Annotated in this window: 24 protein-coding genes; 13 read left to right on the top strand and 11 right to left on the bottom strand. The window is 61.5% G+C overall.

Annotated elements, in window-relative coordinates:
* Positions 1-67: 67 nt before the first annotated feature.
* The 8 genes from prfB to NIBR502771_RS12270 form a co-directional block, all read right to left on the bottom strand.
* A complete protein-coding gene (prfB, locus tag NIBR502771_RS12305; protein WP_141160002.1) occupies positions 68-1,183 on the bottom strand; it encodes a peptide chain release factor 2 in 1,116 nt (371 codons plus the stop codon).
* A 47-nt stretch (positions 1,184-1,230) separates the two neighbouring features.
* Positions 1,231-1,677 (bottom strand): pilus assembly protein TadG-related protein, encoded by a 447-nt coding sequence (locus NIBR502771_RS12300; RefSeq protein WP_141160001.1) that lies wholly within the window; start codon positions 1,675-1,677, stop codon positions 1,231-1,233.
* Positions 1,674-2,060, bottom strand: coding sequence for a hypothetical protein (locus NIBR502771_RS12295; RefSeq protein WP_141160000.1), 387 nt, complete (start codon positions 2,058-2,060; stop codon positions 1,674-1,676). The genes NIBR502771_RS12300 and NIBR502771_RS12295 overlap by 4 nt, the downstream gene beginning before the upstream one ends.
* 157 nt (positions 2,061-2,217) lie before the next feature.
* Positions 2,218-2,634 carry a TadE family protein gene (locus tag NIBR502771_RS12290; RefSeq protein ID WP_141159999.1) on the bottom strand — a complete coding sequence of 139 codons (417 nt, stop codon included), beginning with the start codon at positions 2,632-2,634 and terminating at the stop codon, positions 2,218-2,220.
* Between the two features lie 3 nt (positions 2,635-2,637).
* A complete protein-coding gene (locus NIBR502771_RS12285; RefSeq protein ID WP_141159998.1) occupies positions 2,638-2,934 on the bottom strand; it encodes a hypothetical protein in 297 nt (98 codons plus the stop codon).
* A 73-nt stretch (positions 2,935-3,007) separates the two neighbouring features.
* On the bottom strand, positions 3,008-3,922 hold the full coding sequence (locus NIBR502771_RS12280; protein WP_141161534.1) for a type II secretion system F family protein: 915 nt from the start codon (positions 3,920-3,922) through the stop codon (positions 3,008-3,010).
* 23 nt (positions 3,923-3,945) lie between these two features.
* Entirely contained in the window at positions 3,946-4,803 is an 858-nt protein-coding gene (locus tag NIBR502771_RS12275; protein WP_141159997.1) for a type II secretion system F family protein, read from the bottom strand.
* On the bottom strand, positions 4,800-6,023 hold the full coding sequence (locus tag NIBR502771_RS12270) for a CpaF family protein (RefSeq protein ID WP_141159996.1): 1,224 nt from the start codon (positions 6,021-6,023) through the stop codon (positions 4,800-4,802). Before NIBR502771_RS12270 ends, NIBR502771_RS12275 begins: the two co-directional genes overlap by 4 nt.
* A 608-nt stretch (positions 6,024-6,631) precedes the next feature.
* Between NIBR502771_RS12270 and NIBR502771_RS12265 the strand changes: the two genes are divergently transcribed.
* Positions 6,632-9,259: a GH25 family lysozyme gene (locus NIBR502771_RS12265; protein ID WP_371706597.1), complete on the top strand. Its 2,628-nt coding sequence runs from the start codon at positions 6,632-6,634 to the stop codon at positions 9,257-9,259.
* 61 nt (positions 9,260-9,320) lie between these two features.
* Here NIBR502771_RS12265 and rfbA read toward each other — a convergent pair whose 3' ends face one another.
* Positions 9,321-10,190 (bottom strand): glucose-1-phosphate thymidylyltransferase RfbA, encoded by an 870-nt coding sequence (gene rfbA / locus NIBR502771_RS12260; RefSeq protein WP_141159994.1) that lies wholly within the window; start codon positions 10,188-10,190, stop codon positions 9,321-9,323.
* Between the two features lie 55 nt (positions 10,191-10,245).
* Between rfbA and rfbB the strand changes: the two genes are divergently transcribed.
* The 4 genes from rfbB to NIBR502771_RS12240 are packed head-to-tail and all read left to right on the top strand — an operon-like array spanning position 10,246 to position 13,795.
* Positions 10,246-11,244, top strand: a complete 999-nt coding sequence (rfbB, locus tag NIBR502771_RS12255; protein ID WP_141159993.1) for a dTDP-glucose 4,6-dehydratase — start codon at positions 10,246-10,248, stop codon at positions 11,242-11,244.
* Between the two features lie 3 nt (positions 11,245-11,247).
* The gene (locus NIBR502771_RS12250) at positions 11,248-12,678 is read left to right on the top strand and encodes a bifunctional dTDP-4-dehydrorhamnose 3,5-epimerase family protein/NAD(P)-dependent oxidoreductase (RefSeq protein WP_141159992.1); all 1,431 of its coding nucleotides are present in this window, start codon (positions 11,248-11,250) and stop codon (positions 12,676-12,678) included.
* Positions 12,675-13,400 (top strand): glycosyltransferase family 2 protein, encoded by a 726-nt coding sequence (locus NIBR502771_RS12245; RefSeq protein ID WP_141159991.1) that lies wholly within the window; start codon positions 12,675-12,677, stop codon positions 13,398-13,400. The genes NIBR502771_RS12250 and NIBR502771_RS12245 overlap by 4 nt, the downstream gene beginning before the upstream one ends.
* Before the next feature lie 8 nt (positions 13,401-13,408).
* The gene (locus NIBR502771_RS12240; protein ID WP_141159990.1) at positions 13,409-13,795 is read left to right on the top strand and encodes a DUF2304 domain-containing protein; all 387 of its coding nucleotides are present in this window, start codon (positions 13,409-13,411) and stop codon (positions 13,793-13,795) included.
* 85 nt (positions 13,796-13,880) lie between these two features.
* Here NIBR502771_RS12240 and NIBR502771_RS12235 read toward each other — a convergent pair whose 3' ends face one another.
* On the bottom strand, positions 13,881-14,762 hold the full coding sequence (locus tag NIBR502771_RS12235) for a glycosyltransferase family 2 protein (RefSeq protein ID WP_141159989.1): 882 nt from the start codon (positions 14,760-14,762) through the stop codon (positions 13,881-13,883).
* Positions 14,763-14,960: 198 nt separating this feature from the next.
* Between NIBR502771_RS12235 and NIBR502771_RS12230 the strand changes: the two genes are divergently transcribed.
* From NIBR502771_RS12230 to NIBR502771_RS12200, 7 genes are all read left to right on the top strand, one after another.
* Positions 14,961-15,674: a glycosyltransferase gene (locus tag NIBR502771_RS12230; protein WP_246839654.1), complete on the top strand. Its 714-nt coding sequence runs from the start codon at positions 14,961-14,963 to the stop codon at positions 15,672-15,674.
* A gap of 104 nt (positions 15,675-15,778) precedes the next feature.
* On the top strand, positions 15,779-16,609 hold the full coding sequence (locus NIBR502771_RS12225; RefSeq protein WP_246839653.1) for a glycosyltransferase: 831 nt from the start codon (positions 15,779-15,781) through the stop codon (positions 16,607-16,609).
* Between the two features lie 53 nt (positions 16,610-16,662).
* Complete coding sequence (locus NIBR502771_RS12220; RefSeq protein WP_141159986.1) at positions 16,663-17,706, top strand: hypothetical protein; 1,044 nt, start codon at positions 16,663-16,665, stop codon at positions 17,704-17,706.
* A 27-nt stretch (positions 17,707-17,733) separates the two neighbouring features.
* The gene (locus NIBR502771_RS12215; RefSeq protein WP_141159985.1) at positions 17,734-18,966 is read left to right on the top strand and encodes a lipopolysaccharide biosynthesis protein; all 1,233 of its coding nucleotides are present in this window, start codon (positions 17,734-17,736) and stop codon (positions 18,964-18,966) included.
* Positions 18,963-20,936 carry a DUF6541 family protein gene (locus NIBR502771_RS12210; protein WP_371706596.1) on the top strand — a complete coding sequence of 658 codons (1,974 nt, stop codon included), beginning with the start codon at positions 18,963-18,965 and terminating at the stop codon, positions 20,934-20,936. The genes NIBR502771_RS12215 and NIBR502771_RS12210 overlap by 4 nt, the downstream gene beginning before the upstream one ends.
* A 149-nt stretch (positions 20,937-21,085) precedes the next feature.
* Positions 21,086-22,066 (top strand): substrate-binding domain-containing protein, encoded by a 981-nt coding sequence (locus NIBR502771_RS12205; protein WP_141159983.1) that lies wholly within the window; start codon positions 21,086-21,088, stop codon positions 22,064-22,066.
* A complete protein-coding gene (locus NIBR502771_RS12200; RefSeq protein ID WP_141159982.1) occupies positions 22,063-23,760 on the top strand; it encodes a DUF2142 domain-containing protein in 1,698 nt (565 codons plus the stop codon). The genes NIBR502771_RS12205 and NIBR502771_RS12200 overlap by 4 nt, the downstream gene beginning before the upstream one ends.
* Positions 23,761-24,010: 250 nt before the next feature.
* Here the strand turns inward: NIBR502771_RS12200 and NIBR502771_RS12195 are convergent, their stop codons facing one another.
* Positions 24,011-24,505 (bottom strand): GtrA family protein, encoded by a 495-nt coding sequence (locus NIBR502771_RS12195; protein ID WP_246839652.1) that lies wholly within the window; start codon positions 24,503-24,505, stop codon positions 24,011-24,013.
* 75 nt (positions 24,506-24,580) lie between these two features.
* Between NIBR502771_RS12195 and NIBR502771_RS12190 the strand changes: the two genes are divergently transcribed.
* Positions 24,581-26,167: a DUF2142 domain-containing protein gene (locus NIBR502771_RS12190; RefSeq protein ID WP_141159981.1), complete on the top strand. Its 1,587-nt coding sequence runs from the start codon at positions 24,581-24,583 to the stop codon at positions 26,165-26,167.
* Positions 26,168-26,198 lie beyond the last annotated feature (31 nt).

Below are 26,198 nucleotides of genomic sequence, written 5' to 3'. Positions count from 1 at the left end.
GGTGCCTGCCGGGCGGGCTTTCGGGGGCGTGTCGCCGCATCGTCCCGCAGCCCGCCGGGAGGGCATCCTACTTTTCGGCGTTACGGTTATCCGTCCGCCACCGGATTCCGGCGTCGATAAAGTCGTCGATTTCACCGTCGAACACTGCCGATGTGTTGCCCACTTCGTGTTCTGTGCGCAGGTCCTTGACCATCTGGTACGGATTCAGGACATAAGAGCGCATCTGGTCACCCCAGGACGCCTTGACGTCTCCGGCCAACGCCTTCTTCTCCGCGTCCTCCTGCTCCTTCTTCAGGAGCAGGAGCCTGGACTGCAGCACGCGCATGGCAGCGGCACGGTTCTGAAGCTGGGACTTCTCATTCTGCATCGAAACCACCGTTCCGGTGGGGATGTGCGTGAGGCGGACCGCCGAGTCAGTGGTGTTGACCGACTGGCCACCCGGACCGGATGAGCGGAAGACGTCAACCCTGATCTCGTTGTCCGGGATCTCGATGGAATCGGTCTGTTCAATCAGCGGGATGACTTCAACAGCCGCGAACGAGGTCTGGCGGCGGCCCTGGTTGTCGAACGGGCTGATCCGGACCAGGCGATGGGTCCCTGCTTCAACACTGAGGGTGCCGTAAGCGTAGGGCGCCTTGACCTCAAACGTGGCCGATTTCAGCCCGGCTTCCTCGGCGTATGAGGTGTCCATGACGGTGGTGGGGTAACCGTGCCGCTCGGCCCACCGGAGGTACATGCGCATCAGCATTTCGGCGAAATCTGCCGCGTCGACACCGCCCGCTCCCGCACGGATGGACACCACGGCTTCGCGCTCGTCATATTCTCCGGACAACAACGTGACCACTTCCAGGTCCTTGAGGGCCTTCTTAATGGATTCGAGTTCGGCGGCGGCCTCCCCCATCGAGGCGGCGTCGTCCTCGTCCTGGCCCAGTTCCACCAGGACTTCGAGATCGTCGATACGCGAGGCCAGGTTGGTGAGGCGTTCCAGCTCGGACTGTCGGTGGGAGAGACGGGAGGTGATCTTCTGCGCCGCTGCGGGGTCGTCCCACAGGTCCGGCTCCCCTGCCCGCTCGCTGAGTTCGGCGATGTCTTCACGGAGTGCATCCACGTCGGAGACGCGTTCGATGGACTCGTAGGTGGCGCGGAGGGCGCGGATTTCAGCAGAAAAATCAATATTGGCCATGGTGGTTTAACCCTACGCTATCGCCGAATCCTGCCCGTTCCGGTGTCCTAACGGGTCAACCGCGAGCGCGCGGTTGACGTTGCCTCGATGGCGATCCCGTCAGGAATGAGGAAGTTCACCACTGGCGGGTGGACGGCGGCCGTGAGGACAACGACGGCGGTGGAACCGTCCGGCGTACCCGTCGCCCCGGTGACCGCAAGGCTGGAGAAACGCTGCGAAGCGGGACTTCTTGCAACGAAGTCTGCCGCCACGTTCCGGACGCGTGCCGGGTAGAGGACAGCAGAGGGGCTGCCGCCTTGCGTTGAGACTTCGCCAAGGGTGTAACTGCCGGCAGCGGCAAGCGATGCACCGTCTGCCAGGGACAGCAGGCGTTTGTGCTCCAGGTAAACGGAGGAAATGCCGATGACCACCGTCGCCACCAGGAGCGCGAGGAGCACGTAGCCGAGGATCATGACCATCAGCTGGCCATCCTGGTCCGGTTCCCGGCGGTTCATCGGTAGCGGCCCACCAGCTGGGAAGAAGAGGCCTGGACCTCCGTGGCGGACAACCCCTTTGCAAACGGCATGAAGGGCAGGGGCACACTGAGACTGACGGTCACCGTTACCGTGCTGCCCGCGGCCTGGCAGTCGGCCGGGCTGCAGAGGGTGCTCAAGGTGGCCCGGTCCCCCTGGTGGCCGAAGTCGGAGAGTGCAAGTGCCACCGCCTGCTCCGCAGCAGCCTGGGCGCTCCCGGCATCGGGTTGGGCTACATAGACCTTGGCTGCCTGGTCCGCGGCGCCCACAACGGCGAAGGATCCCCCTTGGATTTGCCCGACAGTTATTACGAAATACACCAGCGGGACCATCAGCAGGAGTGCAAGGAACGTAAATTCGACCACCGCGCTTCCCTGTTCACGGCCCAGGCCAGGCTGACGACGTTCCGCCCTCCTCACAGGTTCCGGACCCTGGATGATGTCCCGGGGCTTCTCCTGGCAAAGTGCCTCTGCAAGGCGGCTCCTGAAGCTTGGCCCCTGCGATCTCCTGAAGCTGGCCGGTTCAGGGCTGGACCGGAGCATGCCCCTTCACCTCCAGCATGTCCCTCGGTCCGATCAGGCCAATAACAGGCGTTGGGGACCGGACCGTGACCTCCAGGGTACGCATGCCTTGGAACTGTACTTCCCTGGTACTGACCTGCTCAGCGAAGCCAGGATTGAGGGCCATGCTGATGAGGCCGCGTGTCCGTTCTTCAGCATCGTTGGCGTTGCGGTCTGCGAGTGTCCCGTATCTCGCCCCGGATGCGGCGGCGTCAATGAGTGTGTTTCTGACGTGCAGGACCAGTGTCAGTTGGAGTATCGCCAGGAAGAACATCGTCAGCAGCCCACCCACCAGGACAAAGTCCACAACGGCTGAACCCTGCTCGGCTGCCCGGGCCGCACCCTGCTGCTCCTGCGGCCCTGGGGCGGACCTGCTCATGGTTCAGTTTCCTACCTTGTCCATCGCCTGGTTGAACATGGCTTCCAGTGCGGGACCCGCAAGCGCCAGAAGGGCTGCCACCAACACCGCGGACATGAGGGTGATCATTACCCACCCTGGTACGTCCCCGCGTTCAGTGCTGTCGCCAAGGCTTACCGGGGGTTCCGGGCGGGCAACAGGTCCGCCGTCGAACTGACGGGCCTGTAGCCGGTGCGGACGAAGCGTCCGAATCATCCGAAGTTGCAGCATATCCGCGAGGCCAAGAAGCAGCATCCCGAAACGGATTCCCATGGTCTTCATTTTTGCGTCCTATTCTTTTCTCGTTGAGGGGGCCAGCTGTTGCTGGGCGTGGTCGTGGGGCTTGTCCGCTTCATCAGAATCCGAGGTTGATCGCCGCGAGACCGGGGAAGACGGCAAACACCACGGTCAGGGGAAGTACTCCGAATACGAGCGGCACCATCATGGCAATCTCCTTCTTGCCTGCAGCTTCCATGAGGTCGCGCTTCGCTGAATCGCGTACATCCTGCGCTTGGGCGCGGAGCACGTCTGCGAGGGGTGTTCCCCGTTCCACTGCCACGATGATTCCGTCGACGAACCTGACCAGCGGCGCCAGGTCGGTGCGGGCGGAGAACTCCTGCAAGGCCATGACCAGGGGTTTGCCGGCCCTTGTCTCAGCTAGGATTTTCGAGAATTCCTTGGACAGTTCACCCTTGGCGCTCCTGCAGACCCGGTCCAGAGCGCCGGTCGCGCTTTCCCCTGCTCCCACCGCCAGGGCCATCAGTTCGGCCAGGCTGGGAAATTCTGCCATCATCCGAGTTTCCCGCCGGCGGACCTGGACGCCCAGCCAGTAGTCACGCAGCACAAACCCCGCTGCGGCACTGCCGATGACCACGACAGCCGCGAGGAGGGGGCTGAACCTGCCCGCTGCCGCACCAACGAGGATGACCGTCAGCGACAAAACGAAGCCGCCGGCGGCCCACAGCAACTGCTCCGCGCGGAAGTCGATGGGCGCTTTGTTGATTCCCGCCTGCGCCAGGCGCCGGGCTGTGGCGCCCGGCGAGGGGTTGAGCCTTCCGAGCGCGGAGAACCAATCCCTGATTATGGGCCGGAGGATTCGTTCAAGCGGTCCAAACGGTGTCAGGTTCTGATCGCCGGCGCGGAGAAGCCGCGATTCCAGGTTCTGTGACTTCAGCTGGGGTTCAATGCGGTCAGCCAAGGTCATGGGGCGCATCGGAGGCGACCGAAAGATCACCAGCCATAATCCGAGGCCGAGCCCCAGTCCGCACATGACAGCCGCAGGGGAAAGGAAAATCACCGGAGCACCCTTTCATCCTGCGGCAAGGCGCCGATCCTCAACATGGCTGTGTAGCAAAGCAGCGAGACCACCAGGCCTCCGACCAGCACTGCGGCCCCCATCGGCGTGTTGTAGGCCTGGATTGCTTCCGGTCTGGTGGCGAGAAGGATCATCACGATCCACGGTGCGGCGACCGCGAGCCGGGCAGCATTAATAGTCCAGGATTGGCGTGCCTCGAGCTCACTGCGGGTCCGGGCGCTTTCCCGCAGGAACTCGGCCAATGTGCCCAAGAGCTTTCCGAGGTCGGAGCCGCCTACTTCCCGGGTGAGCCGCAACGCTTCGATAATGCGGTCAGCCACGGGGTCGGCCAGCCGCTGCTTCAGCTTGTTCAGGGACCCCTCGAATTGCCCTCCGGCCCGGTAGTCGGCTCCAAATTCGCGGAAGATAGGCCGCAGCTCCTCTGGCCCCTTCTCTCCGAGCTGGATTAGGGCTTCTGGCAGGGGCAGCCCCGCCCGGATCGCGGAACGGAGGTGATCCACGACGTCGGGCCACAGTTGCCGGAGCATCGCCGTCCGCTTCCTTGCGCGCCACCGCAGGATGGTGATGGGCAGCCACATGCCGAAAAGTCCAAAGCACCCGGCGATCGGCCAGGAACGGCTGACCACGTAAAAGACAAGCGCAACGAAGATTCCCAGCCCAAGACAAGTCCCCACCAGACTGCGCACGGATACTTTATCTACCCCTGCGGCGGCCAGGAGGTCAGCCAGGCGTCCCGGTTTACGCTGCCGATTTCCGCGGTCCGGCGTTTCCCAGCAGGACCACCAGATCAGGAAGAGCCCAACCCCGGCCACAGTTCCCACCAACGCCGGGATCATCGCGGGTCCAGCAGTGCGGCGACGTCGTAACCGGCCCTCGAGAATTTCTCGGCCGAAGGCATGGCGTTGGCACGTGGCTGCAGGACGCCGTTCTCCAAGCCAAACACCAAAGACGACTCGATGACGCCGTTCTCCACCCGGCGGCCCAGCGACAGGATCTGAGTGACTTGCCGGCGGCCGTCAGCATTCCTGCTGCAGTGAACTACAAGATCTATGCACGAAGCGACTGTCGGCACAACGAACGCACTTGAGATGTTCTCCCCCGCCAAGAGCGGAAGGGTGCAGATCTTAGTGACTGCGTCATGAGCCGAATTCGCGTGAACCGTACACATTCCAGGAAGCCCGGAGTTCAGGGCGATGAGCATGTCCAGGCTCTCGGCTTCGCGAACCTCCCCCACCACCAGCCGGTCCGGACGCATCCGCAGTGCTTCCTTCACCAGGCGGCGGAGTGGAATTTCTCCCTCACCTTCGAGGTTCGGTTGACGGCACTGAAGCCCCACCACGTCCCGGAGGGGAAACTGCAGTTCGAAGATTTCCTCGACGGTGATGACACGTTCGCGGCTTCCGATGCTGGCAGCCAAACAGTTCAGCATGGTGGTTTTGCCGGCCTGGGTTGCCCCCGATACCAGGATATTCAGGCCGCTGGACACAGCCGCGCCGAGAAAGCGTGCTGCCTGCGGCGTCAGCGTCCCCAACTCCACGAGATGTTCCAGGCGGCTGGCTTTGACTACGAACTTGCGGATGTTAACTGCCCAATGGCGGCGGGTTACATCCGGGATAACCACGTGCAGCCTTGAACCGTCAGGCAGGGCCGCATCGACGAAAGGTGAGGACATGTCAAGCCTCCTGCCGGAGCTCTTGAGCATACGTTCCACGAGGTCGCGCACCTGCTGCTCCGTGAGGCTCAGCGACGTCAACTCGGACTCGCCGTTGCGCGCGACATAAATTTCGTTGGGTGCGTTGAGCCAGATTTCCTCAATCGAAGGGTCATCCAGGAGTGGTTGCAGCACACCGAAGCCTGCAACGGCGTCGAAGAGGAACCGGCGGGCTGCGTCGAGAGGGCCAATGGGCGGCAAAGGCCCCATCAGTGCCCGTTCGTCATAGTCCGTTACTGCTGCTTCAACCAAGCGCCGGACCTCACCAGCCTGCCTTAGCGGGTCCAGCCCGCGGCGACGGATGAGTTCGCGGACTTCGTCCTCGACAATTCCCAGCGCGTCCATATGTTCCCCCATACAACTGCCGCCCCCGACGGAGGCAGTGCGACTTGGGCTACAGCCTAAGGAGCTTGCCCCTGCCGCAACAAGTCATTATGCGCGCATGTGGATATCTGAGGTACCTCAAGATTGTCACCGGAACGACTCAGGATTAAATCCAGATGACCACAGGATTCACATAAGTAACACCAGAATCACTGGTTCCGTCAGTAACACGGGTGCTATGGTGAGCGCGTTATTTATCGAAATAGCACTATCAGGTGCCTTCCTGGGGGAAATCACCTGAGCAGTATCCAAAGAGGCGCTCGGGGGAGCGCCACATTGTCTCCGGAGCCCATATGAAGCGGAACCTGTCTCAGTCCCGTCACCCAGTCATGAAGTCCCTCGGGACCGCCCTGTTGGCCGTCTCGTTGCTCGCCGGACCCGGCATGGCTGATGTAGCCACCGCAGCAGAAGTCAGCCCGGCGCCGACACCTTCTGCTACCTCCACTTCAGCTCCGGGCACCGCAGCATCACCGGCTCCGACGTCGGCCCCTTCGCCGGCATCCGCGCCATTGCCTTCAACCTCGCCCCTGCCTGCAACCTCACCGGGCCCCACTCCTTCGCCACAAACCATGGCTCAGGCGATCGGTCCCGGCGGAGCGGAGATGGGCCAGCGCTCCGCGAGGGTCACGGCATCGAACAGCTCTGACCCCGCCAGGAAGCTCAGCACCGAATCGTTGTCCACCCAAGGCACATGGATGCCCTCGTTTGGCGTTCAGGGACTTGACGTCAGCGGGCACCAAACGAGCGTTGACTGGCAGCAGCAATGGAACATGGGTGCCAGATTCGCCTACGTGAAGGCTTCAGAAGGCAACTACTTCACCAATGACCTCTTCGGCTCCCAGTACCAGGGCGCGCGAAGCGTCGGAATGATCCGGGGCGCCTACCACTTCGCCATTCCCAATTGGTCCTCGGGTGCGGACCAGGCGCGCTATTTCGTAAATAACGGAGGCGGCTGGTCGGCTGACGGGTACACAATGCCGCCCGTCCTGGATTTTGAGTTCAATCCATATGCAGGCAAGACGATCAACGGTTTCTACTTCGGCAATACCTGCTACGACATGTCCGGAAGCCAATTGGCTTCCTGGGTTCGGGACTTTGGCAACACCATGCTGTCCCTTACCGGCCGGCTGCCAGTTATCTACACCAATACGAGCTGGTGGAACCAGTGCCTCGGCACGCCGACAGACTTTGGCGACTACCCGCTGTGGGTAGCCGCATACCCCGGATCCCCCAGCGATGATGCCGGCGCGGTGCCGGCAGGCTGGAGCACCTACAGCATCTGGCAGTACAGCAGCACTGGCCCACTGGCTGGTGACTCGAATGTGTGGAACGGTGACTATGCATCGCTCCAGCGGTTTGCCGGAACCGGCACGCCCTCCGTCCAGGTCCCGTCCCAGGCCACCCAGCAGATAGCGGCATATGCAAAGGCTCATCCATCGCTGGGCAGTCAAACCACCGCCATCACATGCGGCTTGACCAGCGGCGGCTGCTACCAGGGCTTCCAGGGCGGGACCGTGATGTGGTCCCCGGCGTCCGGAGCCTTCGCCGTTTCCGCGGGGCCCGTTACCGGAGCGTGGCAGGCCCTCGGTGCCGAACGCAGCGCGGCAGGCTATCCGACCAGTGACCTGATCTGTGGACTGAAAAACGGCGGATGCTTCCAGAATTTCCAGGGCGGCAGCATCATGTCGTCGCCATCCACTGGTGCCGCCTTCGTTCCATTCGGCGCGATTCGCGATGCCTGGGCCGCGCAAGGCTACGAAAATGGCCCGTGGGGCTACCCCACGAGCAACGCGACATGCGGGCTGCGGTTTGGCGGATGCTTCCAGCTATTCCAAGCCGGGTCCGCGCTTTGGAGTCCGTCCAGCGGAGCACACTTGGTCAAATCGGGACCGGTCCTCGACGCATGGGCCAAGGACGGGTTTGAGAACGGCCTCCTAGGGTTCCCGACAACAGATGTAAGCTGCAGCGCGTCCGACTGCACGCAGCTGTTCAGCGGCGGAGTCATCGGGTCGACACCCACAGCTGGTGCATGGCCCATCTATATGGGCATCGGTGACACCTGGAAGGCAGCAAGGACAAAGGGAGAACCCATCGGATTCCCGCTTGCCAAGGAAGTCTGCGGACTACGAGGCGGCGGCTGCTATCAGCTGTTCCAGGGTGGAAGCATTCTGTTCTCACCCGCCTCCGGGGCGTACGCAATGACTGGCCGCATCCTTAACTACTGGGCGCAAACCGGCTTCGAAAACGGCCAACTGGGCTACCCGACAGGTCCGGCCAGCTGCGGCGCCGTTCAGACCGAATGCTGGCAGTCCTTCGAAAAGGGCACGGTCGCCTACTCCGCGGCGACACCGATCCAGACGGTCCCGGCTGGCCCCATGGCTCAGGCGTGGACGAACCTTGGTGCGGCAGGAGGGGCCCTAGGCTACCCTGCGTCCGCCCAGATCTGCGGCCTCAAGGACGGTGGATGCTTCCAGATGTTCGCCAAGGGTGCACTCATGTACTCCCCAGCTGCAGGCGCCCAACCCAGCCTCCTGGGACCCATCCGTGACTTCTGGCAGAAGCAAGGCTTTGAAAACGGCGCCCTCGGCTACCCCGCTTCAAATGTCATCTGTGGGCTGGTCGGTGCCGGGTGCTTCCAGAACTACCTGGGCGGGACTGTGATGTGGTCCAATGCCAGCGGGGCACATGCAATGTCGTTCGGTCCGGTCCGGGATGCCTGGATCGCTTCCGGTTTTGAGAACGGAATTCTTGGATATCCCACCAGCGAACAGGTGTGCGGTCTCCGGAACGGCGGCTGCTTCCAGAACTTCGTGAACGGAACAGTCATGTACTCCCCCGCCACCGGAGCTCAGACCATGTCATCGGCCCCCATCCGGGACAAGTGGGCCACCACGGGTTTCGAGGGCGGCTCACTTGGCTACCCCACCAGCGGCGCCATCTGCGGGTTGCGCAACGGTGGTTGCTTCCAAAACTTTGAGAAGGGAACCACAATGTGGTCCGCCGCCAGCGGCGCACAAGTGATGATGCCAGGGCCCATCCAGCAGACCTGGGCAGGACAAGGCTTCGAAAACGGTGCGCTGGCCTTCCCCACAAGCGGCCAAACGTGCACCGCCGACAGGTTGTCCTGCAGCCAGAACTTCCAGGGGGGTGCCATCAGCTGGACATCGGCCGGCGGAGCGAAGGTACGCCTCAACTGACACGTTGACAAAAAGGGGCGGGACCGCTTTCGCGGTCCCGCCCCTGCTTTCTTGCTCGTGATCAGCGGCCGTGTTCCAACAGGTCGATGAGGTACGAACCATAACCGCTCTTGACAAGAGGTTCGGCCCGCTCACGCAGTTCTTCATCTGTAAGGAACCCCAGGCGCCAGGCAATTTCCTCCGGGGCCCCAATCTTGAGTCCCTGCCGGTTCTCCGTGGTCCGAACGAAGTTTGACGCGTCGTTCAGGTCATTGAAAGTTCCTGTATCCAGCCAGGCCGTGCCCCGTGGAAGAATCTCAACCTGCAGTTTGCCGCGCTCCAAGTAAGTACGGTTGACGTCGGTGATCTCAAGCTCTCCCCTCGCGGATGGCTTGAGGTTCTTCGCAATATCCACGACGTCGTTGTCGTAGAAGTAGAGTCCCGGCACCGCGTAGTGGCTCTTCGGTTCGGACGGCTTCTCTTCCAGCGAAACGGCTTTACCGTTCTCGTCAAACTCCACGACGCCATAGGCCTTCGGGTCGGCCACCCAGTAGCCGAATACTGCCCCACCATCGATATTTTCAAATCGCCGCAACTGCGTTCCCATGCCGTGCCCGTAGAAGATATTGTCGCCTAGGACAAGGGCTACGCTGTCGTCGCCGATGTGCTCAGCACCGAGAACAAATGCCTGCGCTAGGCCATCAGGTGAAGGCTGCTGCTTGTAGGTGATGGAAACACCAAACCGGGAGCCGTCACCGAGGAGTCGCTCAAACTGCTCGGCATCATGGGGAGTGGTGATAATCAGGATGTCCCGGATGCCCGCGAGGATCAACGTGGAGAGCGGGTAGTAGATCATCGGCTTGTCGTACACCGGGACCAACTGCTTACTGACGCCCAAAGTGATGGGATGGAGCCTCGAGCCGGTACCGCCGGCGAGTATTATTCCGCGCATGCACCCATCTTTCCTTTAGCTAAGTGCAGCGGCAAATCCGGTAGTCTTGGGAATTATGCAGCGACTTCTTGTTACCGGCGGCGCCGGCTTCATTGGCTCAAACTTTGTCCACTACGTTATTGAGAACACGGAAGACCATGTCACTGTTCTGGACAAGTTGACCTACGCCGGCAACCTTGCATCGCTGCAGGGCCTTCCAGCAGACCGCTTCTCGTTCGTCCAAGGCGATATTGCCGACCCCGCCCTGGTGGACGGGCTCGTTGCCGAAGCAGATGTGGTGGTCCATTACGCAGCGGAATCGCACAACGACAATTCGCTGCACGACCCCCGGCCCTTCCTCGACACCAACATCATCGGTACCTACACCCTCATCGAAGCTGCACGGAAGCACAGCAAACGCTTCCACCACATCTCCACGGACGAGGTCTACGGCGATCTCGAACTCGACGATCCCGAGCGTTTCACGGAACAGACCCCTTACAACCCGTCCAGCCCGTACTCCTCCACCAAGGCCGGGTCCGACCTCCTGGTCCGCGCGTGGGTTCGCTCATTTGGGCTTCAGGCAACCATCAGCAACTGCTCCAATAACTACGGTCCCTACCAGCACGTGGAAAAGTTCATCCCACGGCAGATCACCAACGTGATCGACGGCATCCGGCCCAAGCTCTACGGCAAGGGGGAAAACGTCCGGGACTGGATTCACGCCAATGACCACTCCTCGGCCGTCCTCGCCATCATTGCTAAAGGCCGCATCGGGGAGACCTACCTGATTGGCGCCGACGGCGAGAAGAACAACAAGGACGTCGTTGAACTGATCCTCAAGCACATGGGCCAGGCCCCGGACGCCTACGACCATGTGGTGGACCGTGCTGGTCATGATCTGCGGTATGCCATCGATTCAACAAAGCTGCGCACCGAACTCGGTTGGGAACCCCGGTTCTCAAACTTTGAGACCGGCATCGAAGACACCATCGCCTGGTATAGGGACAACGAGGACTGGTGGCGCCCCCAGAAGGCCGCCACGGAGGCCAAGTACAAGGAACAGGGCCAGTAAGGCATGTCCATCGAGTTCTCTAAAAAGCTCGCCGTCCACGAAACGCCCATTCCCGGCGTCGTTCTCTACGACCTTCCTGTCCACGGCGACAACCGCGGCTGGTTCAAGGAAAACTGGCAACGGGAAAAGATGGTTGCACTCGGCCTGCCGGACTTCCGGCCCGTACAAAACAACATCTCCTTCAACGAGAAGGCGGGTACTACCCGGGGGATCCACGCAGAGCCCTGGGACAAGTTCATCTCGGTCGCCACGGGACGGATCTTCGGAGCATGGGTGGATCTGCGCCACGGACCCTCGTTTGGTGCCGTGTTCACCGCCGTGCTCGATCCAAGCCAGGCGATCTTTATTCCACGCGGCGTCGGCAATGCTTTCCAGACTCTTGAAGATTCGACGGCTTACACGTACCTCGTCAACGACCACTGGTCCGCAGACGCGCAAGGTCAGTACACGTTCCTGAACCTGGCGGACGAAACCGTCGCCATCGAATGGCCAATCCCGCTCTCCGACGCCGAATTATCCGAAAAAGACAAGGCCCACCCCCGCCTGGCCGACGTCGTGCCGATGCCACCGAAGAAGACCTTGGTGGTCGGGGCGAACGGGCAGTTGGGCAAAGCGCTGCGGAAACAGTACGACGGCGACCCTTCCGTCGAGTTCGCATCGCGCGGTGAGTTCGACCTTGGCAACCCGGATGCTTTCCTGGCCCGCAATTGGAAGAACTATTCCACCGTTGTGAACGCGGCTGCCTACACGGCCGTCGACGCTGCGGAGACCCCCGATGGCCGGGCGGCCGCCTGGGCAACCAATGTGACCGCGATGACGCAGCTTGCGAGAATCGCCATAGAGCATGACCTCACGCTCGTACACGTTTCCTCCGACTATGTCTTCGACGGAGCCAAGGAAGTCCATGCCGAGACGGAGGCATTCACCCCGCTGGGAGTCTACGGGCAGACAAAAGCAGCCGGCGACGCTGTCGTCAGCGTGGTTCCCCGGCACTACATCGTCCGCACGAGTTGGGTTATCGGGGAAGGCAACAACTTCGTTCGCACCATGGCCTCACTCGCGTCGCGTGGAGTAGAGCCTTCTGTAGTGAACGATCAGTACGGGCGCCTCAGTTTCACCGAAGATATCGCCGCTGGCATCCGGCATCTGCTGGAAACAGCGGCACCGTATGGCACGTACAACTTGAGCAACGACGGCGAGGCGCAGTCGTGGGCCGACATTGCGGCAGACGTCTACGAGCTGGCTGGCAAAAGCAGGTCCTCAGTGACCGGCGTAAGCACCAAGGAATACTTCGAGGGGAAGGATGCTGCGCCCCGACCGCTTAACAGTGTCCTTGACCTGTCCAAAATCAAGGCTGCCGGCTTCGACGCACCCGCAGCGGGGCTGCGTCTGACCGAGTACGTCAATTCGACCATGAGCGGATTTTCAGCATGACCGAAGCACGCCACGACACTCTTGTCATCATGCCGGCTTGGAATGAGTCGGAGGCGATCGGCAACACCATTGCGGAAGTCCTTGAGTTCGGACCGGCCTGCGATGTGTTGGTGGTGGATGATGGCTCCCGGGATGATACCGCCCGGGTTGCGCGCGCCGCCGGTGCCACGGTCGTTCAGTTACCGTTCAACATGGGCGTCGGCGGCGCCATGCGCACTGGATTCAAATACGCCAAGGCGCACGGATATAAGCAAGTCATCCAGGTGGACGCGGACGGTCAACACGACCCCCGGGACATCAAAGCGGTCCTGGACGGACTGCGTGACGCCGACATCGCCATTGGTGCCCGGTTTGCAGATGCCGGAAACTACACCGTGCGCGGTCCCCGGAAGTGGGCTATGAACGTCCTGGCCTGGACGATATCCCGGCTGGCGCGGACGAAGCTTACCGACGTGACCTCTGGTTTCCGCGCAGCGAATGCTAAGGCCATCCGCCAATACCTGGACCATTATCCCGCCGAGTACCTGGGCGACACGATTGATTCACTGGTCGTGGCAATACGTTCGGGCTGCACTGTCCGGCAGGTTGGCGTTTCAATGAGGGAGCGTCAGGGCGGCACCCCGAGCCATGACCCCATCAAAGCCGCTATCTACCTCGGCCGCTCAGGAATGGCGCTCTTGTTCGCGCTGACGCGCAAGAAATCCACACCTTCCACCAACTAGGATTCCACATGTCTCTCCTCATGGGCTCCATCGTCGTCGTGGCGATTCTCTTCTTCGTCTTCGAGATGCTGCGAAGGCAAAAGCTGCGCGAGAAGTACGCCGTTCTCTGGATTGTCATCGGCATAGGCACGCTGCTGTTGGCCGCTTTTCCCGCGCTGCTCGAGCAAGCAAGTGGCTTGCTCGGAATCCAGGTACCCGCGAACCTCCTCTTCATCACCACCCTGGTCCTCCTTGTCGGTGTATGCCTTCACCTGTCCCGTGAGCAGTCGCAGGCCGAGGATGAGGTGCGCATCCTTTGCGAAGAGGTGGCCTTGTTGAAGGTGGAGCTTTCGGCACTGCAGCAAAGCGTCGGGTCACGCCCGCGACAGGACGGAACCACCGGCCCCGCTGCGTAGCAGGAGCACTTCCGCGGGACTGGCCAAGTGGACCAAACAAAAAAGGGAGCGACCCCGCGGGGCGCTCCCTTTCCTATGCAATCGGTCAGCCGAAGATGTGCTTTGCCAGCCGTGGGAGGGAGTCCACCTTGCCCATGGCCACGGACTTGACCACCAAGGATGCAGCATTCAGCCGCGAGGTGGTGTGGAAGGACGCTGCACGGGCAGCGCGGTTCCAGCCAAGTTCCTTAAACCGGGCGGCCTGCCCCTCAAAGAAGCGCCGCTCCTCATCAAAGCGGCGGCCGTCCAGGGCACGCACGGAAGAATCCGACGCCGAGTGCCTCCGGTACAGGAAGGACAGCGTGGGGTCCACCACCAGGGAACCGCCTTCTGCCGCTATGTCCAGCAGCAGGGCCAGGTCCTGAACGACGTCCAGGCCGTCGGTGAAGCCGATCCGCACGATGGTCTCCGACCGCCAGGCCAGCGACGGAAAGTAAGCCCAGTCAGCACGTACCAGGCTGGTAGCCATCTGCTCACCCTTGAGCTCGATCCGCTCGCGGGTCTTCGGGGCGTAGGCCTTTTTGACGGCATCAGCCAGGGGGATGCAGGCTATGCCCTTTTCATCAATGACCTGGACGCCCGGCTGGACGACGCTGGCATGCGGGTAGGTCTCGAACGCATCCACGACGACGTCCAGATAGTTGGGCAGCATGACATCGTCTGCGCCCATGATGACCACATACGGTGACTCGACCATGGTCAGGGCCTTGCGGTAGTTGCCGTTGGCGCCGAGGTTTTTCTCGTTCTTGAGGTACGTAACGCGAGTGTCAGTGATGGTCGAGAACCAGCGTTCCGGTTCGGGGTCCGGGTAGCCGTCATCGATCACGATGAGCCGCCAGTCCTCGTTCTCCTGGTTCATCACGCTTCGGGCTGCGAGCTTCATCTGATCGACATCGCCGTAGTAGGGCAGCATTACGTCAACGGTCATGGACCTGGGATTCCTTCCGTGGGCTCCGCTCGAAGAACTCGGCGGCTTCCCCACGATTATAGTTGACGGGCCCTTGTCGGGCCCGCCAGGCACGGCTTGCTAGACTGCTTGGGGTCCTGCCCGCCCCGCTGGCACCGCCCGGAGTGAGGAGAATTACTTTTGGAGCCCACAACCACACGGCCGCGCATCAGTGTTTGCATGGCTGCCTACAACGGCGCCCGCCACATCAGCGAGCAAATCGAGTCGATCCTTCCCGAACTCGGCCCCCACGACGAAGTCATTGTCGTCAACGACTGTTCCACGGACAACACTGCTGCCATCGTCGCCGCTGTCCCGGACCGTCGGATCCGGCTGATCAATGCCGAACATAACCATGGCTATGTTTCAACGTTTGAAAAAGCACTCGGGGAGGCACAGGGAGAGTTCGTTTTCCTGTCGGACCAGGACGATGTATGGCTCCCGGGCAGGGTGGAACGCATGATTTCGGCCTTGGACGGCAAGAGCATGGTGGTGAGCAACTGCAGGCACTTCGACGGAAAACCTGGCTCATTCCACGAAATTCGTTTACGGGCCAAGGATTCCACCCACCACCTGCGCAACCTTCTGGGCATTGTGGTCGGTTACCGCCTCCACTGGGGTTGCGCGATGGCCGTCCGGCGGAACCTTTTGGCACAGGCACTGCCGTTCCCCCACTACATGAACGAATCCCATGACCAGTGGCTTGCCACCGTGGGCAACGTCAACCGCTCCATCGTCTACATGGAAGAAGACACCATCCTGCACAGACTTCACGGCGAGAACCTGACGCCCCACGGCATCCGCTCAGCCTCAAAAATAATTCGTGCACGAATGGCTTTCCTGCGCAACGTCTACGTTGCAGTACGGCGCTCGCGTCAGGCGAGGAAGGCGTGATGGTCCAGTCTGGCCCGGAGCCGACCAGCCCCCACCCCGATGTGTGTGGAGTCGTATCTGCATATAACCCCGGTGCAGAAAATGTTGCCAACGTAAAATGGCTGTTGGGCTTCGTCTCCCACGTCGTGGTTGTCGACGACGGCTCGCGCGACGATGTATCGCAGGCCTTGGCAGAGATGGAGCAGGCAGGTGCCGTTGTGCTGCGCCTCGGAACCAATTCCGGGATCGCCAAGGCCCTGAACACGGGAATCAAGGAAGCACTCGATCGCTGGAACCCGGAGTGGATTGTCACCATGGACCAGGACTCCAGGTTCACTGGAGACTACATCCGTGCCGCTCTCGCTACTGTCGCAGCGTCCAGTGACCCGCACAGCGTAGGCATGGTGTGCGCGGAGTCGCACAATCATATTCCCCTGCCCGTATGGGGCAGCCGGGATGAGCCCCAGATCTTCGACCCCATGACCAGCGGCACACTGGTGCGGGCACGCACGTTCGATGCAGTTGGCCTCTTCGACGAAGGGTTCTTCATCGATTGCGTGGATTCTGAATTCAATGCGCGACTCCGGGAACACGGCCTCCGTGCACTGGCAGGACGGGGCTGCAATCTTGAGCACAGCCTGGGCAGTGCACGGCCGATGAAGATTCTCGGCTGGCATGCGCACATTGGGGCCAAAAAGCTGTACATCTACTACCACGCACCGTTCCGGGTCTACTACATCACCCGGAACTCGCTGACACTCGCGCGCCGGTATGCATTGAAACAGCCGGTCTGGGTCCTGCGCAGAATATACATGGAAATCCAAAGCAACGTTGTGCGCTTCGGATTTGGTCCGAACAGGCGTAAGCACGCGGTAGCCGCGGCGGCCGGCATCCGCGACGCCCTTCATCAGCGGATGGGCAAGATAGACGACGCCCTCGCGGCCCGCCTACGCTAGTCGCCGGTTCCCTCATTCCCCTGCACTGCCCGGTCAACATCGAAAGAATATTCATGACCACTAACTCAGGATCAATCTTTGTCCTCTATCACCGCGGCTTGCGTACAGGAGGGCCAGAAGCCCTCCATCAGCTGGTCGATATGCTGCGTGAGCTCGGGCAGGACGCCTATCTGGTCCCCCATCCGCACACGGCAGGCAATGACCGCGTGGAGCAGTACGACATCTACGATGCGCCGGAGGCAGCTGAAATCGTCGACACCGCCGAAAACGTGGTGGTCTATCCGGAGACCTACGTCCATGAGATGTCCCACATCAAGCAGGCCCGGCGCATGTGCTGGTGGCTCAGTATCGATAACTCGCTGACCTTCATGGCCGAGCGCATGTGGTACCGGAATACGGCTGGCCTGTTTGAAAAGGCAAAGGAAGCCGCAGTTCCTTTCGCCCGTATGTGGAAGAACGGCGTGACGCCGGCAAAATTGCGCACCGATAAGGATGTCATCCACCTCGTGCAGTCCTCTTATGCGTGGGCCTTTGTAGCCACCAGATTGGACGTGGTGCCATCCTTGGTTTCCGACTACACCCCCACCGGGGAATTCCAGGCCACGGCCACCGCCGAGCGCAACCGCCAACTGGTTACCTACAATCCCGCCAAAGGCGGACACATCATCGACGCGGTGAAGGCGGCCAGCCCACCCAGCATTGAATGGCAGCCAATTGTCGGGATGACCCGCGACGAGGTAGTTGCGACCCTGCGGCAATGCGGCGTCTATTTGGACCTGGGGCACCACCCCGGTAAAGACCGCATGCCTCGGGAGGCAACGCTTTCCGGCGCCCTGACAATCGTGGCCCGTCGCGGGTCCGGCGCCTTCTACGCTGACGTTCCCATTCCCTGGGAACACAAAATCACGCCGGGAGACACCGAGGTTGCCACCGCTGCAGCCATGCTTCCGCAGCTCATCGCCAACTTCGAGCAGGAAGTGGCAAAACAAGACAGCTACCGGGAAACCATCCTCAACGAACGTGCCCGGTTCAAGCAGGAGGTTGAAGACGTCTTCGTTAACGGCCGTTTGGGCAAGGATGCCTATGACTATGCGTAGTCGCCGCATCGCGGCGGAGACCACAGCATGATCAAAAGGATCGCCGCCTTCGCCGGATTGCCGCTGCTCGCCTCGCTTGCGTCGTTCATCCTCTTGCCCATCATCGCCAGGGTCGGTGGAGCACCAGCCTGGAATTCCCTGGCCGTGGGCCAGGCCGTCGGGGCAATCGCGGCCATTGTCATCGGTCTTGGGTGGCCATTGACAGGTCCTGCCGCCGTCGCCTCGCAAAGCGACCCCATTACGCGGCGCCGGCTCTACGCCACTAGTTTCGTCACCCGATTCTTTGTCTTCGTCTGCGCCGTTCCCCTTATGGCAGCCGCCCTCTCATTCACGGGCGTGCGAGAGCAGTTCTGGGTCGCTTTCCTAATGGCCTGTGCCCAAGCGGCCGCAGGGCTCACCCCGGCCTGGTACTGCATAGCGACAGGGCACGCCGGCAGGATTGCTAAATACGACGTTATTCCCCGCATGGTCGCAACCCTGGGCGTTATCCCGCTCTTGTTCGCGACCGGTGAGATCTTCCTCTACCCCCTGGCACTTCTGCTGCTTGGCCTGGCGGGAACCTTGTGGTTCAACAAGGATCACGCTGAACGGACAGACTTCCACGGGCTGACTCCCCGCGCAGTAATTCGGGAAATCTGGGAGCTGAGGGGCGGGGCAGGCGTGACCGTCGCGGCAGGAGCGTACGCCTCTACTCCGGTCCTCGTGGTGCAGTTTGCTGCCTCCACTTCCGGGTTGGCTGCGTTCGTATCAGCGGAGAAGCTGTACCGCATTGGTCAACTCGCGACTGCCGCGTTGGGTAACAGCCTCCAAGGCTGGGTCAACGAGTTCGGCTCGGACCACAAGGAGCGGCGAAGGTTCTCTCTCCTGGCTTTGTCAGTCCTGGGCGCAGCAGGCTGGCTGATCCTGGCCCTCCTGGGCCCGTGGGCCAGCGCCACCATTTTTGGGTCAGCTTTGGCGGCTGACTTTTGGACCTGTTTCTGGTTCGGCCTGTCGTTCCTCCTCGTCTGTATAACAACTTCTACGGGAGCCCACTGGCTGGTACCTGCCAAACAGATGCGGGTGGTTTTCTCCAGCACTATTGCAGGAGCCATCGTCGGGCTCCCGGCCATGGTCATCCTGGCGCATCTGATGGGCGGCCCAGGCGGGGCGCTGGGGTTAGCGGTGGGAGAAATTGCGGTGACCCTCATACAGCTGCGCGCCATCATCCGGTTGATGCGGGAGCCGTCACCGAAGGACAGGACTGAGGAAATACCGTCGTGAACTGGCTGACCATCCTTCCGGCGTCGGCAGCGGCAATTCTGCTCCTTTATGTTCCCGGCGCCGCCATCGCATCCTGCCTCAAGTTCCGGTTGGGCGGGATCCTTGGCATCGCCCCCCTGCTCTCAACAGCAGCCGCCGGATTTGCCGGAGTCCTCGGCGGCCTGCTCCACGTGCCCTGGAGCATCCTGCCTTATCTCCTCGTCAGCGCGGTTCTCGCCGCCGGAGCATTGGTCCTGACCCGTGGCGTCCCTTGGCGACTGACAACCCCCCACTGGCGGAAGTACTTGCCCTTCGCTGCACTTGCCCTCGCGACGTTGCCCATGACGTGGCGGTTTATCCAACTGGTGGGATCTCCGGCCCACCCGTCGCAAGTCTTCGATAACGTCTTTCACCTCAATGCCATCCGCTTCATCCTCGACAGTGGAAACGCCTCGTCACTGACTCTGGCGTCGATACAGGGCGTGCAGGGCCTTGACGCGGTCTATCCCGCGGCGTGGCATTCTTTTGCTGCCCTCCTTGTGCAGCTTGCTTCAGTGGATATTCCTACTGCTGAGAACGTTCTGAACCTGGTCATTGTCGTGCTCCTCTGGCCTGCCTCCTGTCTGTTCCTCGTCGCCAAGACCATCTCGCGCAGGCCGGCGGCCCTCATCATCGCTGCAGTGATCGCCGGCACACAAGTTGCCTTCCCCTTCCTCATGATTGTCTGGGGCCCTTTGTTCCCCTACGCCATGGCCCTCAGCATGATGCCGGTTGTGATTGTCGAACTCGCAGCGCTGGTCCGCATCGGGCGGACGCGGACGGAACCACTTCTCAGCTGGGCAGCGGCGCTGGTGTTATCGCTGGCAGGTCTCGCATTTGCCCACACGAGTTCCATCAACATCACGGTGGCCCTTGGCCTTCCGATCCTCGCCATTTTGTGGTGGCGGATCATGCCGCGCCGGGAGATGCTGCGGGTGAACCCCGCCGGAGCCTGGCTGTTCCTTGCCGGGACCGTCGGGGTCCTCGCGGTTGCCGCGGTCCTGTGGTTGAAGTTGCGCCCTGCCCCCTATGACAACTGGGGACCAACCGTGAAGCCGGGCGCCGCCGTCGGGGAAATACTCACAGCCAGCACGATGCAATCAGCCATACCGGCCGTAGTGGTTTCCATCCTGTCGGTCTACGGTCTCCTCACCACCTTCAAGGTACGGAAGTGGCGCTGGATGGCTGCGTGCTACGCCGTACTCGGAGGGCTCTATATCGTTGCGGCGTCGTTCCCGAAAGGCAGCATCCGGGACATCCTGATCGGCACCTGGTACCAGGACACCTACCGCCTCGCGGCCCTCCTGCCGCTTCATGTGACCCCGCTTGCCGTCATCGGAGGTCTGCGTCTGTGGGATTCAACCCGTTCCTCCCGCCCAGGCACGCGGACGTGGCAGGTATGGGAAGCTTCCATCGACCGGACAGGCGCGAGCGGGAAAACAGTACTGTCGACAGCAGCTGTGGTGGTTTTCGCCCTCCTGGCTTCGTTCGCAGGCCCGCTGAGCCACTACATCAACGGCGCCTCGTCCGTTTACCGCTTCGACGCACAATCGGAGCTCCTGACACCGGATGAGCTTGCTTTAATACAGCGGCTCCCGTCCCGCGTCCCTTCCGATGCAGTCATAGCTGACAATCCGTGGAACGGGAGTTCACTCGCATATGCCTACACCGGCCGCCGCGTCCTGACAACTCACCTGTTTACAACGGACGACCCTGATACGGAACTGATTAATCAAAAGCTCGGAGAGGCCGCGGACAACCCTGCCGTCTGCGCGGCCCTGCGCAATAAAAACGTGCAGTACGTCCTGGATTTTGGGGCCCGTTACCTGATCGACCTGCCAGGGTCCGAAAAATACCCGGCGTTGACCAACCTTACGCCGGGAAACGGATTAACCCTGGTGGATTCGCAAGGCCAGGACGCACGGCTATACCGGATTTCCGGTTGTGAATGAGTGTGCCCTTCACCGGCGTGGCGACGGCCGTGCCCATACTTGCAGTGCTTGACCACTAGGCTGGATAGGTGATTCCCGTTTCTCGACGAACTAAAATCGGTGCCGCTGTTGTGCTGTCCGCACTCCTGCCCCTGTCTGCATGCGCAACCATGCCTCCGGGGACAATCGAGGGTGCCCTGACCGGAATTGGGAGCAATGCAGGCCAGGGAGCTGTCAGTGCGTGGGGCCTCGCGTGGGGAAGCACGGTGAAGGGAACCTACGTCAGCTACTCCCCCGACGGGTCTGCGGCAGGGCTTAAAGCATTCCAGGACGGGCAGGCCCAGTTCGCTGTTGGTTCCGCCCCGCTCGCGGAAACCGAGGCTTCCGCAGTCCGGGGAATGTGCACATCCGAGGGTGCCATGTCCATAGCTGCCGGTGTGCTGCCCGTGGGTGTGGCCGTCAAGCTCAAGGGCGTCAACGATCTAATCCTGGATGCGAAAACCCTGGCGCAGATCCTTCAGGGGGCCGTCACGCGCTGGAATGACCCTAAAATAGCGGCACTGAATCCGGAGACCACCCTCCCCGACGTGGCTATCACCGTTCTCGTACAGGAAGGGCCCTCGGATACTGTCCGCCCGGTTAATTCCTACCTCAGAGACGCGGGAACCGACTGGAACGCGCCCGCCGAGGACCGATGGCCGGGCAGTGTAAAAGGTCAGGTCCAGTCTCCCCCCTTGGATCTCGCGAACAAGCTGGACGACACCAACGGAGGCCTGTCGATCCTTGATGGAAGCATCATCGGGAACAGGTTCATCGCTGCCCAGCTTGTTTTCGATGGCAAGCCCCGGCGGCTCCAGGCATCCTCGGTGGTCGACGCTGTGTCCACCGGTAACGTTACCGCGTCATCAACCGCAGTCACCCAGGCACTCGATGGGCGCTCGGGATATGGCCTGGCCACCGTTATCTACCTGTACATGTGCAGGGAGTATACCGACGAAAATATGGGCCGGCTGGCCCGCTCGTTCGGTGAAAGCGCACTCAGCGAAGAAGCACAAAAGAACGCGAACGCATTCGCCTTCGTCATGTCGCCAAGCAAAAGGGCGGTGAACGAAGGGCGCGCCCTCGTCAATGCAATTGGAGACGGACAGTGAGTTTATTCCTAAGAAGTGTTCGCGCGCGTTCCCTTCCCCGGCCCCTTCCCACCTTCGCTCTCCTGACTGCCATCTTCTTCCTGCTGTTTGGGCTGTGGTCCCTGGCAACACCCTTGATGGGCGTCCCCGACGAACCGGCTCACACCATCAAGGCAGCAGCCGTGGTTCGGGGGCAGGTTCTGGTTGAGGACGGCACATCATTTGGCCACGGCGTCCACGTCCGCGTTCCCAACTACATCGCCAGTCTTCATGCCCAGAGCTGCTACAAGTTCAACAGGGCACAGGCAGCCGACTGCGCAGCGCCCATCTATGTGGACGATACGTTCACGAACATCGGCGTCACGTCAGCAGGCTCCTACAACCCGATGTACTACTGGATAGTAGGGCTTCCTACCTTGTTCATGTCCGGCGCACCCGCAATCTACGGCATGCGCCTGGTCAGCGCGCTCTTGTGCGCTGTGTTCTTCGCCGCTGGGTTCACTGCCTTGACGGAGCTGAGGCGGCCAAAGTACGCCGTCCTTGTCGCAGCCCTTGCCATGACGCCCATGGTCCTGTTCCTCGGCGGAGGAATCAACCCCAACTCATTGGAGATTGCGGCCACGATGGCTGCCTTCTCAGGTTTCGTCGTCGTTCTGGACAACCGAAGGGGCACAAGGCGCGTGCTGCCCGCCCTGGCCACCGTCGCGGCCGCGACGGTGGTGCTGGCCAATGCGCGGCAAATATCGCTGGTGTGGCTGCTGTGCGCCCTCGTCGTAGGGGTTTGCTCCTTCCGTCTCCGCAGGGTCGGGACCGTCTTCAGGGACCGGCGGGTCCTCACGGCGGTAGCACTGGCCGTTCCAGGGGCCCTGCTGGGACTGCTGTGGATGTACATCGCAGCGAACGGCCCCGCCAACGTCGGCGTTGCTCCTGAGGGCATTGCCAGTCCGCACCCCGACGCCCCCCTCTACAGGGGCTTCATGATCATGCTTGACCAGACCTACGACTTCTTCCCGCAATACATTGGGACCATGGGCTGGCTGGACACGCCGGTCCCCGAGCTGGTTGCCCTTGTCTGGGGCGGCCTCATGATTGCAGGCCTGGTGGTCCCCTTCTGCGTCCGCCCGCTGCGGAACTGGACAGGTTACTGGGTGGCGCTCGCCATGCTGTACCTGGTCCCCGCGCTCCTGCAAACCGCGTTGTGGCGCGGGATGGGATTCATCTGGCAGGGCCGCTACACGCTTCCCTTGGTGGTAGTCCTGTTCATCAGTGTCGGACTTGGCCTGCGCAAGCTGCGATTCCCCGGCGGGGCTCTGGCGTTGCGCATTTCCAGGGTCTTCTTTTGGCTCATCGTCGCGTGCCACACGCTCGCCTTTGTCTATGTTCTGCGCCGCTACGTCGTCGGCATCAGCGAGATAGCCAACTGGCAGACGCTGTTTTCGTCACCGCACTGGCAGCCGCCCCTGGGCTGGCTGCCCCTTACCATCCTGTACCTGCTCGTGACAGCGGTCGGAGCCCTGCTCCTCTTCCGGTACCTCCACCCGGGGAGCCCGCTGGTGAAGGGGCCCCTGTCCCTGGACGGCGGAGCCCGGTCGAATTCAGGCCCTGAGTCAGGTATAACGGAGGAAATCACCGGTCGGGAGCCTGCACCGTCCGGTACCGCTGCTGTGGCTGAAGCGCAGATGAGCTCCGGCGAGAGCCTGCGGCCGGGAAAATAAACTGACCCGGGCCATCTCTGCGGACATGGGGACTTTACTTACGGGGCATCCGTGTGCCGCCCGTTATCAATGGATTACCCTTCAAACTGCCTGCCCGGTATCGAACGGCGGGCAGGCAGTTTTCGGGCAGCCGCACTGAGTCTTGGTCAGCCGTCCTGCAGGCCTGTCTCCTACACGGCGATTTCGCCGGACAAAATTAGGCGCGCCGGCCAGCGGGGGTGGAAGCCAGCAGCGCACCACCCGCGTTTTCTTATGAGCGCGTCTCTTCCGGTGAACGGGTCTCTTCCGGTGTACGCCGGAAAATCCAGTGCCGGTACAGGAAGTAATTCCACGCCGTCGTAAGGATGGTGGCAGCTGTCTTGCCAATGACGTAGGTCCAGCCCACGGCGTCGAACCCAGTGACGATGAGGTCGCTGACCAGGATGTTGACGATCACCAGCAGGACGTACTTCAGCGCACTGATGCTGCCGCTGTTGTTGGCGCGGAACGTGAACAGGCGCTGCAGGAGGAAATTGAAAACCAGGCTCACGATAAACGCGATTGGAGTCGCTATCCAGAGCGGGACATCGAAAATTTCGTGGAGGATGGCCAACATCCCGAGATCCAGGGCAAACGAAACGCCGCCAACAAGCAGGAACCTGACCACCGGGTGCCGGTAGAGCCCCATGACCATCCCCGGAACAGCTGGAGCAGCTTCGACGGGGGTTTCCGGTGATGAAGACGTGCCTGACGGCGGTGTTGGCATCGGTGGGTGATCCTCTCATGGTTGCGGAGTGTTCAGCCTCTGCACATCCCGCCTCCAAGTATCCTTAAAGCTATCATGCCGTATTCCACTCGCCCCTTGCCCACGCCCAAAATCAGGACTGCCGGCCCGCGCCGCCGCACGCCGTCGCCAATCCAGGTCCTCATCATTGCCTGGCTGATATTAGGCTCCCTGGGCAGTGCTTGGAGTTTCGCGTCCCCGTTGATGTCCGTCCCTGACGAACCCGCGCATGCCATTAAGGCAGCAGCAGTGGCAAGAGGCCAGGTAAATGGAAACAGCACCGGTGTCCAAGGCGAGCCCCTAACCGTCAACGTGCCCAACTATATTGCCCAGCTTGGCAAGTACAGTTGTTTTGCCCAGAACTCAAGCATCACACCTGACTGCTCGCCGCTAATTGACGATGCCGACCGAGCATGGGTTCCTGCCAAAACTTCCGCAGGGAACTATAATCCGATCTACTACGGCATAGTGGGTATTGGGAGCCGCGGGTTGAGTGGTGAACCGGCACTCTACGCGATGCGCCTTATTAGCACGTGGATGACGGCTTTCTTTCTAGCGTCGATTTTTGCCTCAGCATCAGCGCTTGGTCATTTTCATCGCCCCATCGTCGCTGCGGCTGTTGCCCTGACACCCGCTGTTCTGTTCCTTACAGGATCTATTAACCCCAATGGGTTGGAAATCGCCACCACCGGGTCCGTATTTATGGGCCTATGTGCAATCCTCGAACAGGTCGCGGGGAGCCTGCGAATATCGAGTTCACTCCTGTTCACGTCAGCGCTGTCCGGCGCACTGCTGGCGAACACGCGGCCCCTGTCACTTCTTTGGTTAGCGCTAGCTGGCTTGGCAGCCGTTCTTTGTTACGGAGGGGCCAACGGCCTGCGTGCCCTCGCCCATAAAGGCGTTCAACTGGGTGTCGGGCTCGTGGCCCTATCCAGCCTGTTTGCGTTGTGGTGGGTCCTCTCACAAAATAGTTTCGAAAGCCTACTCGCTGGCACGTCGCCCATTCCAGCCGAGGAGGCAGCAGTAACCATGCTGGATCGGTCGCTTAATTTCGTGGTCGAGTACGTAGGTGTTCTTGGCTGGCTCGACACGCAACCTCCAGCGGGCGTAACTTTCACTTGGGTGCTCGGGTTCGGGGCCCTGCTGTTTCTCGCCTACACGGCGCGCCCCGTGCGCGGCCGCTGGGTCATGGCCCTGCTCACGGTCACGGTCATCGCCGTGCCCACCGCCCTCCAAGCCAGTTCGAGTGAAAAGCTCGGCTGGATCTGGCAGGGCCGCTACGCACTCGCCATGGTCGTGACCTTGATTCTGGCGGCCGGGGTGACCACGCGGTTCCGCCAGTTCCGGATCACACCCTGGTCCAAGTCCATGATCCGTTGGGGCCTGGTCCTGGGCGTCCTCGCCCACACGTACATCTTCCTGGAGGGACTGCGGCGCTACACCATCGGTATTCAGGACCACGTCAACTGGACCGAAATGTTTGATCCCCGTTGGCAGCCGCCGCTGACCTGGCAGGGACTCGCGGTCATTTACATCGCACTTCTGGCCGCCGGTGCCGTGTGCCTGTACCGTCTGCTCACCGTGAAACGTGCAGTGTTCAGCCTGCCCCTTGCAGAGTCAGTATCCGCTGTGGACCGGGCGTGAGCCTTATCTAGAAGGCCAAACGGCTGCCGGA

The sequence above is a fragment of the Pseudarthrobacter sp. NIBRBAC000502771 genome (assembly GCF_006517215.1).
Lineage (GTDB): Bacteria > Actinomycetota > Actinomycetes > Actinomycetales > Micrococcaceae > Arthrobacter > Arthrobacter niigatensis.
This window is presented reverse-complemented; position numbering and strand designations above follow the sequence as displayed.